Raw genomic sequence first — 12,615 nt, 5'->3', positions numbered from 1 at the left:
ACCAACCTTCTTGTAGCGTTCACAACACATTCGTAGTATTCGCTACATGGCTGAGTCCTGGCTGATGTTGGTGGCCTCCTTGAGCGGACGCAGTCCGGCGTCGCGCATGCGGCTGTGGCGGGCGCTGAAAGGCGCCGGTGCGGCGGCCCTGCGTGACGGTGTGTACGTGTTGCCCGCCAGCGAGCCGGCTTGGGCGCTGTTCCGCGGACAGGCCGACGAGGTGGGCCGTGCCGGCGGCAATGCCCACCTGGTGCCCTTCACTGCGACGGGGCCGGAACAGGAGGCCGAACTGCGCGCGGCCTTCGATCGCACGCAGGCGTATGCGCCAGGGCTGGAACGCCTCGCCGCACTGCGTGCCGCGTTGCCGCAACTCGCCGAGATCGAAGCGCGCCGCCGGCTGGCAGGCATGCGGCGCGAGCTGGAAGGGATCGCCGCCACCGACTTCTTTGACGGCAGCGCACGCGAGCAGGTGGAAGCGGCGCTGGCCGACGCCGAGCACGCCTTGAACGCACAGTTCGCACCGGACGAACCGCACCCCGTGCAGGCACCGATCCCGCGCCGCAAGGTGGCCGATTACCACGGTCGCCTGTGGGCGACGCGCCGGCACCTGTGGATCGACCGCGTCGCCTCGGCCTGGCTGATCCGCCGCTTCATCGACCCGCAGGCGCGCTTCCTCTGGCTGGCGAAGTCGGCGGATTGTCCGCCGGACGCGCTGGGCTTCGACTTCGACGGCGCGGCCTTCACCCACGTCGGGCCGCGGGTGAGTTTCGAGGTGCTGGCGGCCAGTTTCGGTCTCGACCGCGATCCGCGGATCGCGCGGCTCGGACGGCTGATCGGTTACCTCGACATCGGCGGCGTACCCGTGCCGGACGCCGCCGGCTTCGCCAGTGTCATGACCGGCACCCGCGCCCGCCATGGCGAGGACGACGACGCGTTGCTCGACGACATGTCGATCGTGCTCGACAGCCTCTACGCGGCGTATCCCGAAACCCCAGGAGAGTCCGCATGAATGCTCGTGTTTCGCACACTTTGGCGCGTCCGCTGTGGACGCTGTTGGCCGCCGCGGGTCTGGCGATTGTTGCTGCGCCGACCGTGGCCGCCACGCTCGATACATCTGCCATCGGCAAGGCCGCCGGCGTACCGGCCAAGCGCCCGGACGATGGCGTGGTGAAAATCGGCTGGAGTCGCGCCGACGTGCCGGTCACCGTCGACGGCATGCCGCTAGCGCCGACCGCCGGCTTGGGTTCTTGGGCGGCGTTCACGCCGATGGGCAACCGCGCCATGGTGATGGGCGACACGGTGGTGTTCCAGGACGAGGTGGACGCGGCGATGGATGCCGCCTTCGCGCACGATCTCAAGGTGACCGCGCTGCACAACCATTTCTTCTTCGATCAGCCGAAGGTGTACTTCATGCACATCGCCGGCGAAGGCCAGCCGCAGGCGCTGGCTGCCGACGTCAAGGCGGTGTGGGATGCGATCAAGGCGGTGCGTGCAGCACGGGCCGAACCGGCCGACGGTTTTGGCGGTGCCACGCCCACGGCGGGCAAGCTCAATGCCGACGCCCTGGCGAAGATCGTCGGGCACAAGGCGGAGTCGAATGGCGGCGTGGCCAAGATCACCGTCGGCCGCATGGGTCACATGCACGGCCAGAGCGTCGGCGCCTCGATGGGCCTGACTTCCTGGGCCGCGTTCAGCGGAAGCGACGCGCTGGCCGCCATGGACGGTGACTTCATCATGACCGCGGCCGAGGTGCAGCCGGTGCTGCGCGCGCTGCGCCACGCGGGGGTGCATGTGGTGGCGCTGCACAACCACATGACGGACGACCAGCCGAATTTCTATTTCACCCATTTCTGGGGCAAGGGCAAGGCAACGGCATTGGCGCATGGATTCCGCGCGGCGCTGGATGCGCAGGCCGCTGTCGCGGCGCATTGAACGCGAGGCGCAGCCATGCTCGCGATCCTGGCGTTGGCGCTCACCGACCCGAATGCACGCGCCTTGCCCATCTCCAACATGCTGGTTGCCAAGCTTCGCTGGGACTTTTACCGATGAATGACCAAGCCCACGCTCCGAGCGATCAAACGCTATCGGTTTCGCTGCGCGAAGCTACCCGGGTGTGGGCCAAGATCGGCTTGCTCAGCTTCGGCGGGCCCGCCGGACAGATCGCGCTGATGCATCGCGAACTGGTGGACAAGCGGCGCTGGATCAGCGACGCGCGTTTCCTGCACGCCCTCAACTACTGCATGCTGCTGCCCGGGCCGGAGGCGACCCAGCTGGCGATCTACATCGCCTGGCTGATGCACCGCACGGTCGGCGGACTGATCGCCGGCGTGCTGTTCGTGCTGCCGGGCTTCGTCACCATCCTCGCCTTGAGCATCGTCTACGCGCTCTACGGCCAGGTACCGTTGGTGTTGGCCGTGTTCGTGGGATTGAAGGCCGCCGTGTTGGCGGTGGTGGTGGAGGCGGTCATCCGCATTGGCAGCAAGGCACTCAAAAACCGCACCATGGTGCTGATCGCCCTGGCCGCCTTCGTGGCGATCTTCTTCTTCCACGTGCCATTTCCGCTGATCGTGCTCGGTGCCGGGCTGTGGGGCCTGCTCGGGCGCTGGTGGGCGCCCGCCAGCTTTCCCGCGCCCGCTTCGGCAGCGGCCGATGCCTCGTCGGACTTTCAGATCGACCGCCTGCTCGGCCAAGGGGGGTTGACCCATACGCAGCCATCGGCATTGCGGGCGATCCGCGTCACGCTGATCTGGCTGGTCATCTGGTGGACGCCCGTGCTCGCGGTCATGGCGCTATGGGGCCGGCACAGCGTGCTGGTCAAGGAAGGGTTGTTCTTCAGCCAGACGGCAGTGGTGACCTTCGGCGGCGCCTATGCGGTCCTCGCCTACATCGCGCAACGGGCGGTCGCCACCTTCCACTGGATCACGCCCGGGCAGATGCTCGATGGCCTGTCCCTCGCCGAGACCACGCCGGGTCCGCTGATCATGGTGGTGCAATTCGTTGCCTTCCTGGGCGCCTACTACCATCAGACCGGCATGTCGGCCATGGTCGCGGGTATCGCCGGTTCCGTGCTGACCACCTGGGTGACCTTCGCCCCGTGTTTCCTGTGGATCTTTCTGGGCGCGCCCTACATCGAGGCGCTGCGCAGCAATCGCGCACTGCACGCGGCGTTGTCAGCGGTGACCGCCGCCGTGGTGGGCGTGGTGTTGAACCTGTCGGTCTGGTTCACCCTGCACACGGTCTTCGCCCGGGTGAACGAACGCCCATGGGGCTGGGCGCATCTGGAAGTCCCGGCGTGGGCCACGCTGCAATGGCCCTCCGCGGTAATCGCCGTGGCGGCCATGCTGGCGATGTTGCGCTTCAAGGTGGGTATGGGCCGGGTGCTGCTAGTCAGCGGTCTGGCGGGCATGGCAATCGAATGGTTCGGCATTGCCGCCCCAATGTAACGTTCGCATATCGAGGCGATTGCCGGTTGGAGTAGTACTTCGGAAACGGAAGCACAACAGCTCACATCGAGTCCGCTTTGGGTCGGAAGCGGCCTTCCCCAAACCTGAGTGAGTTCAGCTATCTGTGACGGCCGAGGGCTGGCTCTACATCGCAGTGGTGCTGGACTTGTACTCGCGACGTGCCGTGGGCTGGTCGATGCAGTCGCACATGACGACCGAACTGGTCACCGATGCCCTGATGATGGCGATCTGACGCCGTGGGCGAGCCGATGCGCTGTTGCACCAATTCCGATCAGGGCAGCCAATACACCAGCGATAGGCTTAAGCGCCTGCTCGGCGAACTGGGCATCACCTAAAGCATGAGCCGAGAGGGCAACTGCTGATCAACGCCGCGGCAACACGCACAACGCACGCAGCCACAGGCCCCCCGAAAGGCGATCTGGGCGAACTGCCCTGTGCAGGAAGTGCTGGGTCATTACACGTGAGGCCGCTTTCGCCCGAAGCTGGTCCGAGCATCGGACCCGTTGCGTGGCTCAAGACATTGAATTCAAGGAAGTCGCCTGGCGACGGTTCGACATTTATACCCATACTTGTAGCCATCTTGCGACGACTGGACGGGCCCAAACGAGGGCTCGTTAACGCCTGTAAAGTACTGTTTATGCTTGCATTTAAAAGAGCCACATGGAATTTGTACCCACTATATACGTCCATGTGACCGAAGAAGCGGCTGTGCGGGCCTTGCACACCAGTCGCACCAAACTTCGCCGAGCTATTCTGGGTGGCGCGACACGGTCGCGATCCGGTCGAGGTATTTGGTCACGAGCGCGGGTAAGCGACGGCGGCAGCCTTTAGCAGGCCGGCCTGTCGGGCGTGTTTGCTCTGGGTCAAAAGTAGCGTCGAGCGCCGAAGAGGCGACTTCGTCAATGCTTCGTGTTGTCCGACACCCCTCCTGATAGCGAGCGCCCCGAAGAATTCCCGGTTGAAGGCGTATGTCGGACAGCTCAGAACGATGAAGGATTGACGCAAACAGCCCGCTGCACTTAGCCTATAAGCGCCAGTTCCGCTGGCAGGCCAGCTAAGGTCTAGAGAGGCGGGAAGCCTACTTACGCAAAAGTGACGCAGTCTCCCGATTGCGTAACGCCGACCCCTGTTCGGCTCTTTTGTTAAGGGTATTCACCGCTATGGACACGAAGACTAACGTTCCTGCCTGCCTGCGTCTCGACGAAGAAGATGTGTTCTACCTCTCCGTCGCCCTCGCCTGGTATGAGGCTTTCCCCTCCGCGTTGCGCAAGCACACGCGACTCCATTTTGACCGCTTGCACTACTCTATTCGGTCTGGAGAGATCTCAGCATATGGCTTACTGAGCGCCGCCTACATCGGCTTCGCGCCGCTGCCAACCAGTTACCGCCGTTTCATAACCCATGCAAATCGCATCAACAAGCTGGAACCGCATGCGCAATCCGCGGCATTTCGGAAAAGCGCTGTTGCTCGCGAACACAGTGCGGCCGGCGAGTTTGGATTTCACCGCAATGAGCTCAAACGTCTGCTCGCGCGCGTCAACGAGCTAGCCGAGCACTTCATCGGCATCGCGAATTACGAAAAGACCTTCAACTGTAAGGACCTAATTCTCAAAGATCCGAGCCCCTTCGCACCACCAGACAGCGAAACCTTCGCCGAAGGCCCTCTCTATCTCTGGGATTTGGCCAAAGCCGTGAATGAGCACCAGCTCGCCGGCATGCACTTCGGCACCTTCAATGGCTGGGTCCTGTTCGTTCACCTGGAGGATGGTGTTGTCGCCGGACATGCGATCCATCCGGTCGCCCTCCGCAACGGCGACATGTTTGACAATCCGTTCGGCGACGAGATCTTGTACCGAATGGCGATGGGCTACCCTACTGACTGCATCGGCGTTCCCGACCAAGTGAGCATGGCGGTCGAGGAGCTGGCAAATCGCCGCTTTCCCGGCAACTCGATCAGGCTCGTACCGCCGCCGATGATTCATGCTGGTCTGGCCACGCCCTCGCGGAGCGGGCAGACCGTCCTTCGCCGCCAGTCGACGAAGGACTAACCCATGGACGCTTTGGAGAAGAATGCCCCGTGCGCAGGGGCATCGTCATCGTTCGTGCCATTCGGAGTGCTGTCGGAAGAGGAGCAGATCGATCAGCTCATCAAGCTCTACAACCTCCCGCCCGTACTGGGCAAGTCCAAAGTCCTCTGGGTGACCGGTGACACCAAGCACGACTTCTACGCATGGCAGGACGAGAGCAACGCTGATTTCGATCCAGCCTATCCCAAGGAGATTGGTGGCCGGCGCTCGCAGAGAGCGCCAAGACGCTATTGGACGGTAGATGTCCTGCGTTGGATGGTTCGCCGTGCAAGCCGGGCGAATAGGTGGGAGCAGCTACAGTGAATACTTCCTCCCAGTGCCCCGAGATCCCCTCGTGCGGTGAAGCGCGCTCCGGTGTCCCGGAACCGCGATCCGAGATACCAGCATCCTGCATTCGGCAAAGCGTTCCAGGCGCAGCAGGCGAGCCACCGACAATCGAGCGGCATACCGATGACCCTCACTGTCTCCGTGATGGGGCCCCCCTGGCTTTCGCATCGTACAAGGTAGCTATCGAGTGCTACCCGAGGCTTCTGAACCGCACGCTGGACGAGGCGGCAGTGCTCCAGCGCCTGCGGAAGCTGGCGCCCCAGTCGGCTTTTGAGATCGACTACGTCGCCCGCCAAGTCTTCAAGCTCATCAACCCACGTGGCCATGGCGCCAACAGGGCACGATTCAGCCATGAGACGCTGGGCTGGTTTCGGCAGACGTATCCCGAAGACGCCCATTTGACCGCTGGTATGAGCTTGCTCCTCTGCGCAGCGAAATGGTGGACCTCCGAACAGGGGCGCCGCTCAATCCAACCTCGCGTGAATCCGTTGACCACCTCGCACTTGGATCTGAAACTGAGGTCGTTCGGGTTCCTGTCCGGGGAGCGGCAAGCCATCTGCCGGCTGCTCCGACCTTATCCGCCGAGGAGGTAGGCCTCAACGACCACAACCGCGCCCCAAGAAAGCCGCTCGCTCACGCGAGCGGCTTTTTTTTGGCTGCAGTCATGTCCTCCTCGAGCGCTTCACTGTCGAACGGTCTGCAGCCTTCCATCCGAGCAAGATGCTTTCGGCAAGCGTTGTGTCGTTCCCGAACTTTCGAGGCGCCCCACGTCGGACATCACCTCCTGGTCGCTTTGGCGACTGGCCTTTGCGCAAGTTCCTGCCGAATCCCTCTGGAAGAAGAAAGTCTCCATCGGTCTTGGTGAGGTATCTGATCGCTTCGAGGACTCCCCGCAACATCGACTCATCCATGTAGTGGACAAGGCCAATCGCGTTGTAGCGATACTCATCCTTACGCAGGTAGCAATTGAAACCCGAGGCGAACTGCGGTGATCCGACGCACTGACGGATCCAGTACATCTTGAGCAACTCCGTAAGTTTGTACGATTGAAAATGCTTGTCACCATCGAGAATCGCCATCAGGTGCAGGTGGATACCTCGATCGTACCCGTGCTCGCGTTTGATGATGTAACCGAGAACGTCGGGGACGATACGGTCTTCTCGAAGGTTACGGATGAACTTCTCCACTGCCTGCTCGATCTTGCCCTCCTCTGCGGCCTTCCTCGCCTCGGCCTCGACGTAGAGGTCTGCTCGTAGCACCAACGGACGCGCATGTACCAGGAGGAGGGACACGAAGTACTTACAGCAACTCTCGAAATTTTCGCTCTCCTGACGCTCCAACCGCTCGATACGTTTTTTAAACTTTTGTGAACGACACACGCGCCTGATGACTTTCACCACGTGCGTCAGCGCCCGTCGAGGGTACTCTTCACCCACGAGCAACTCAGAGCTCGTGTTCGTGAAAAACCGCAGCCTAGGCTCCCACTTCCGAGCCAAGTGCACTCCGAGCCTGAGGTAAGGGTGCATCTCTTTTTCCCGGCCCCAAGCCTTCGGCGCACGACCAATACCTCGGATAGCGTGCCACAGTCGCTGCGCTTCCTGGGACATCGTGTACCGCGCCGGGTTGGCAGTACCCCACTGCTTACACGGTGGGGCCTTGCTCTGGGCAACTCTTTTAATCGCCGCCCTCAGGCTACGGAGATAATCCGTTGCCTGCTTATTTTCCCCTACTTCGTAACCGTATTTTTGATCGCCTTGATCGTCGTACCATTCGTGCGGGATCAAGATGCCGGATGAAACCAAGTTGTGAAAACGCTCGCCAACGATGGGATCACTCCCACCCCTAATCGAGACCATGTTTTCATCGGACATATAAACCTCCACGGGGATCCATTTCTGATTAAATAAGGCTTTTAACCATTATATCATTTATTAATATTAGGTTGAATTATAAAAATTATTAATTATCACTTAATTAATATCAAGTTATATTAAGTTCATCTTTTATATAGACTATGAACCGGAATTAATATTGATCAAATCCATGCGAAAATCCATTCGCACACGTGCAACCATGCGGGCGATCAGCGCCATCTAACAGCTCGGATCCATGTTGAGATAGCGCGAAAGACTTCAATAAATCAGGCATATCTGTGCCTATATGAACGCAAACTTCACAGACATGCCGCATAACCACCAATCGCGATGAACTGGCTGTTACAACGAGGTAAATGAATACCACGCAACTCCAGCCAGAGTTCACATTGTTATCTTGACTTTGGTTAGTAGGCGATGACGCGTCATGAGGGTCCATTCATATACGTCAACGACTTACGGTGGATTTGAGCCGTACTCAAAGTCAGCATCCCCCGGATGTCTGTCTTGTGACGCCTTGGCCAGGCGAGGCGCCGCTGCCCGAGATATTGGAGAAGAAATATTTTTCTTTTGTAAGCGTAAAAACCACAGTAAATCAAGAGTTTGCGGCAACAGAGCACCAAAACAAATATATAAATACCCATGATTGGCTGCGTAACACCGTGTTGCCCCTGTCCTTTCAACCTGACTTCGACCTCACGCAACTATTTGGTGTGTAAACATTTTTGGCATAAACGCCGTCACGTCGAAGCCAAACTGACGATTTTTGGTCAGCAAGAAATGAACCAACCATGGCAAGCTCTCCAGCATGCAGGAACCAAACCATTGATAACGCATTAGACGCGCCTGATGGTCCTGCGCACCACGCATTCCTCCAATCGCATAGCGAGACGCGATACGACGTTGCGCTTGGTGACATTCCACTATGGGGAGAAAACAAGTGGTCATGAATATATTCAGCCCCTGGTACAACCTGCTTCGGTGCTTGCCGTCCAGAATCGCGTCGGCCATCCTGGAAGTTCATCACAAAACCGGTGCACCGATCGAGATAGTCATTCTTGTTGCGTTATCCGCAATGTCTTCTGCCCTCCACGGCATGGCTATCCGTACGCCCAACGGCCGCTGGATGCCAACTTCGCTGTATTGCATTGGGATCGGTCCGCCCGTGTGCGCGAAGTCGGCGGCGATGTCAGAGTTCTACAGAGCCATTCGAGATTTCGATTCCAATCTCGCCGCGCGGCGCGCATCCGACGATGGGTGGCGGAATCACCCAGCCTTTCGTGACGTTTTGCAGGTAGATGCCACTTGGGCTTCGCTGCTCGAAGCACTGGATGGCAGGGCCAACGGTCTGACGATCGCGGACGACGACTGTTTTGACCTGTTGAAAAGCGATGTCATGAAAAGGCGCGGCAAACTCAACCGCGTCTATGATGGATCGGTGAAGGAGTCGCTGATCCGGAGGGACCACGAACCGCTCGTGGCCTATTACCCCTCAGTCGGAATTTGCTGCTTGACGCAACCGGAAATCTACGGTGATCACCTGATCGACACTCGTTTTACCGACCGCAAGTCTGGCCTGGCATCCAGATTTCTTTACGCCCATACCTTGGAAGGTCGATCGCCGGAGCTACCGAACCTGCCGACGCCGAGTCTCAACGAGATCCACTCGCTGGCCACCTGGTTTCTGGAGCAGCGGCTTCAGCGCCTGCTCGCTGGAAACCACGAACGCATGGAGTTGTGCTTGTCACCCGAAGCCCAGTCTCGCTGGGCGCAGATCAAGCAGAGCATCGACCTACGCATGACGGGTGATTTCCACTATGTCCAAGACTCGGCCGGCCGCGCAACGGAGAAGACGTGGCGGATCGCGGCCATCTTGCACTGCTTCCATTCCGTGCCTATCCCTGCCTCGCCCACTGAAGCACTCCCACCAATATCCCCGATCCCGCCTGAAGCTATCGATGCCGCTTGGAATATCGTGGACTGGTCAATGACTCAGTTCTACAAGGTTTTCCCGCCGCCAACGTTCAAATCACCCAAGCCTTCGCGGGTCAAAGAGCGCCAGCTTGAAGAGACGCGTATCGCCAAGAGCCATCTACACAACCATTTGTGCCGTAGTAGCAGCGACACCATGCCGTGGAGTCTCGCCCAAGAGCTTTCCTGGTTGAGCGCGCACAAGTTCAAGACGGTCATCGCGCACATGAAAAGCGGAAAACAGGTCGAGGTGCTCGACGGTAAAGACCCCGTCATCCGCTTTTTGTCTCCTTTCTTTGCTGAAATGGGGTATCTCAAGTCCGTCACATGCGAGACGTCTTCCCTGTAAGCCTCTCCGCCAGGGGATGTACCAGCCCCCCCCCCTGGCGGACCTCCTCGTGTGTGCCGCGATGATTTGACCGGACCGCAAAGCCATTTCGACGTCATCTGACGCGCCCCAGTCCCTAGATTGCTGCTGCCGGCTTCACCTTCGCCTCCAGACGCGCTCGTAATCCCCCTGCCATCTGCCGAGGTTGCGGGGCTTCTGCGCCCTCGGTTGGAAAGAATTCCTCCACGACCACCGCCCCGTCTTCTTCCAGCTCCTCGAAGGCCCCGTTCGCAAATCCCTGACCCGCCGCTTCCTCCAAAGCGCTCTGGTCGAATCCATTCGCCTGTCGTCGCTCGCCTAGCTCCCGCGCTTGCACGATGGCTTGCTCCAGGGTCAGGCCGGAACGCACCACGAGATCCACGTAATAGATCGGCGTGCCGTAGCTCATCGTGGTGGACTTGCCCCGCAGCTTCAGTTCCAGCGGCAGGCAGGCCAGCAGCCCACCCGACACTGCGCTGAAATACGCCAGCCGAGCCGCGAGGGTGCGGATGGTGTTGTACGACGTGGTACGCAGAACGAAGCTGCCCAGCGCATCGTCATCGCCCTCCCCCACCACCACGTTAAGCCGGGCGTAGGCCTTGCACGCTCCCTGCGCGAACGCGCAAGCATCCGGCCCAGGGCACGGCAGGCTCGACACGCCGTCCTTACCCATGCGCCGGCAGGTCTCGCCGTTGCCCACGCATGCCGGTCGCCCCGTGGTGCGATCGAACAGCGAGTAGTCCGCCCGCAGGTTGAGGTCCGGATTGTTGAACAGCATCCGCACCGGGATCGACCGCAGCTTCTGGCCCTCCGCTTCCTTGCGCAGCTTCTCGTCCAATGGGTGCAACAGCCAACCATCCCGAGTCTGCACTTGAGTGGTGAGGGTGAACTGGTCGTCCTTCTCGGGCAGGCGCTTGCCGTTGCGCTCGACCACCCGGCCAATGGAAATCCGCCCGATCACGGGCGGGGTAATCGCCAAGCCTTTCAGCATGTCGTTGTCCTCTGATCGTTGTCGGAAGTCCGCGACAGCACGAACCGGCGCGCGCCGGGGCGGGTCACGGCGTACATGGCGGCGACATCCGGACACTCGGCCACCAGTCGCTTCGTATCCAGCGCGTTGCTGTCCTTGGCCCGCTTGAACGTCACCTCGCCGTGGGCGAACACCGCCTTGCTGGCGTCCCCCATGGCTTGCTGGATCACCTGCTTGAGCGATTCGGCCTCGTCCTGCATCGCGTCCAGCTCTTCCTTGAGCTTCGCCAGGGTGTCGAAGGTGCGGCTAAGGTCTTCGTCGCTGGTGAAATCCGCCTTGGTGTCGTTGCCACGGTAGAGCTGCCGCAGCGCCTTGCCCGCCGACTCGCTGCCGTCCGCGGTGGGCTCGATGTCCTTCTCCACGTACTCCCAGAACCGGGTTTCCAGCACCACCAGACGGGCAATGATGTCGTCGTCCCGCTCGATGCGGTGAATTTCCAGTTGCTGCCCGCACAGGAGCACTGCCACATCGGCGGCGGCCTTGCCGGTGACGGCCAGCTGGTGCTGCACCTGCAGCTGGACATACTCGGGCACGCCGTCCTTCCACAGCCGTGAACCGAACTCGCCGGCGGTCTTGCACTCCAGCACCTGCACATCCGGCACGCCGACGATTTCCCGGTCGATGTTCGCCAACATGTAGGGGAACGTCGGGTGCTGGAGCACGGCGTTCAGCTTGCGCACCTTGTGGCCGGTGCGTTCCTGGTAGGCCATCGCCACCATCGGCTCCAGCAAGGTGCCCCAGTAGCGCGGGTCATCCTGGCCGGGGCGTACGTCTTCCGGCAGCGTGCGGCCGGTCTTTTCCATCCACAGTTCGAGCTGACTCTTGTACGGACACAGGCCGACAGCGGCGGCAGCGTCCGAGCTGCCAATGCCGTTGCGCCGCACATCCAGCCACTGCCCATAGGGCAGTTTCTTGGTATCGACCAGCCTCACGGCCGCGTTTTGCTTGCTCATCGGGATTCTCCAGGCATAAAAAAGCCCGGCCGATGCATAGGCATCAGCCGGGCGGTGGGTGGTGGGCTTTCCACGGGTCGTTACCCACTGGCGCGGTAATAGATGTCCCACCCGCGTTCCTGCAGCGTCTTGGCGTGCACCACGACTTTCAGGGTGTAGTCGATGTCGCTTTCGCTCATCGGTTCGTCGTCCTCGCTGACGAAGTGCTCGCTGGCACGCTGCGGATCGTCGCTGACCCAGTCAAGCCGTTTTTAAAGCTCGGCCAATACCTCCGGCGACACGTAAGCGGCCCGGCTATCGTCGTAGCCCTCCAGGACGTTGCTCACGAACCACTGGTGCAGGGGATCGCACTTCCGCCAATAGCCCACCCGGACGATGACATCGGTGATCTCCATGAGGGTCGCATCGTTGCCGGGCTTTTCCTTGGGCGGGGTGTAGCCCATGGTCCGTCCGATGGCTTCGCGGACAGGTGCAAGCTCCGCGTCGTAGGGCGGCAGGTGGCGCTTCGCCTCCAGGTACATGTCCAGTCCCATGACATGCTT

11 protein-coding genes and 1 pseudogene are annotated in these 12,615 nt (G+C 60.7%); 7 read left to right on the top strand and 5 right to left on the bottom strand.

The window, feature by feature from the left end:
* Window positions 1-70: 70 nt before the first annotated feature.
* The 6 genes and pseudogenes from CIW53_RS16540 to CIW53_RS16515 all read left to right on the top strand — a co-directional run bounded on the left by CIW53_RS16540 (window position 71) and on the right by CIW53_RS16515 (window position 5,854).
* On the top strand, window positions 71-1,009 hold the full coding sequence (locus CIW53_RS16540; RefSeq protein ID WP_242451958.1) for a chromate resistance protein ChrB domain-containing protein: 939 nt from the start codon (window positions 71-73) through the stop codon (window positions 1,007-1,009).
* Window positions 1,006-1,932 carry a DUF1259 domain-containing protein gene (locus CIW53_RS16535; RefSeq protein ID WP_149365817.1) on the top strand — a complete coding sequence of 309 codons (927 nt, stop codon included), beginning with the start codon at window positions 1,006-1,008 and terminating at the stop codon, window positions 1,930-1,932. The genes CIW53_RS16540 and CIW53_RS16535 overlap by 4 nt, the downstream gene beginning before the upstream one ends.
* A gap of 113 nt (window positions 1,933-2,045) precedes the next feature.
* Window positions 2,046-3,443 carry a chromate efflux transporter gene (chrA, locus tag CIW53_RS16530; protein ID WP_149365816.1) on the top strand — a complete coding sequence of 466 codons (1,398 nt, stop codon included), beginning with the start codon at window positions 2,046-2,048 and terminating at the stop codon, window positions 3,441-3,443.
* A 127-nt stretch (window positions 3,444-3,570) separates the two neighbouring features.
* Window positions 3,571-3,796, top strand: a pseudogene (locus CIW53_RS17995) (DDE-type integrase/transposase/recombinase); the annotation flags it as partial.
* 828 nt (window positions 3,797-4,624) lie between these two features.
* Window positions 4,625-5,512: a hypothetical protein gene (locus CIW53_RS16520; protein ID WP_149365814.1), complete on the top strand. Its 888-nt coding sequence runs from the start codon at window positions 4,625-4,627 to the stop codon at window positions 5,510-5,512.
* Between the two features lie 3 nt (window positions 5,513-5,515).
* Window positions 5,516-5,854, top strand: a complete 339-nt coding sequence (locus CIW53_RS16515; RefSeq protein WP_149365813.1) for a hypothetical protein — start codon at window positions 5,516-5,518, stop codon at window positions 5,852-5,854.
* A gap of 686 nt (window positions 5,855-6,540) precedes the next feature.
* On the opposite strand, the gene CIW53_RS16510 is transcribed toward CIW53_RS16515, so the two are convergent.
* Window positions 6,541-7,749, bottom strand: a complete 1,209-nt coding sequence (locus CIW53_RS16510) for an inovirus-type Gp2 protein (protein WP_149365812.1) — start codon at window positions 7,747-7,749, stop codon at window positions 6,541-6,543.
* A 699-nt stretch (window positions 7,750-8,448) separates the two neighbouring features.
* Window positions 8,449-8,700, bottom strand: coding sequence for a hypothetical protein (locus tag CIW53_RS17740; protein WP_172969710.1), 252 nt, complete (start codon window positions 8,698-8,700; stop codon window positions 8,449-8,451).
* Here CIW53_RS17740 and CIW53_RS16500 point away from each other — a divergent pair.
* Complete coding sequence (locus CIW53_RS16500) at window positions 8,699-10,072, top strand: DUF3987 domain-containing protein (protein WP_172969709.1); 1,374 nt, start codon at window positions 8,699-8,701, stop codon at window positions 10,070-10,072. The two genes, CIW53_RS17740 and CIW53_RS16500, sit on opposite strands and share 2 nt — an antisense overlap.
* A 115-nt stretch (window positions 10,073-10,187) precedes the next feature.
* Here CIW53_RS16500 and CIW53_RS16495 read toward each other — a convergent pair whose 3' ends face one another.
* The 3 genes from CIW53_RS16495 to CIW53_RS17990 all read right to left on the bottom strand — a co-directional run bounded on the left by CIW53_RS16495 (window position 10,188) and on the right by CIW53_RS17990 (window position 12,606).
* Window positions 10,188-11,081: a hydrolase or metal-binding protein gene (locus CIW53_RS16495; protein WP_149365809.1), complete on the bottom strand. Its 894-nt coding sequence runs from the start codon at window positions 11,079-11,081 to the stop codon at window positions 10,188-10,190.
* Window positions 11,075-12,073, bottom strand: a complete 999-nt coding sequence (locus CIW53_RS16490) for a lambda-exonuclease family protein (RefSeq protein ID WP_149365808.1) — start codon at window positions 12,071-12,073, stop codon at window positions 11,075-11,077. Before CIW53_RS16490 ends, CIW53_RS16495 begins: the two co-directional genes overlap by 7 nt.
* 251 nt (window positions 12,074-12,324) lie before the next feature.
* Entirely contained in the window at window positions 12,325-12,606 is a 282-nt protein-coding gene (locus CIW53_RS17990) for a hypothetical protein (protein WP_242451952.1), read from the bottom strand.
* Window positions 12,607-12,615: the final 9 nt, after the last annotated feature.

The sequence above is a fragment of the Rhodanobacter sp. T12-5 genome, assembly GCF_008329435.1.
Lineage (GTDB): Bacteria > Pseudomonadota > Gammaproteobacteria > Xanthomonadales > Rhodanobacteraceae > Rhodanobacter.
Note: the sequence above shows the minus strand (reverse complement) of the source record. Positions and strands in the feature narration are given on the sequence as shown.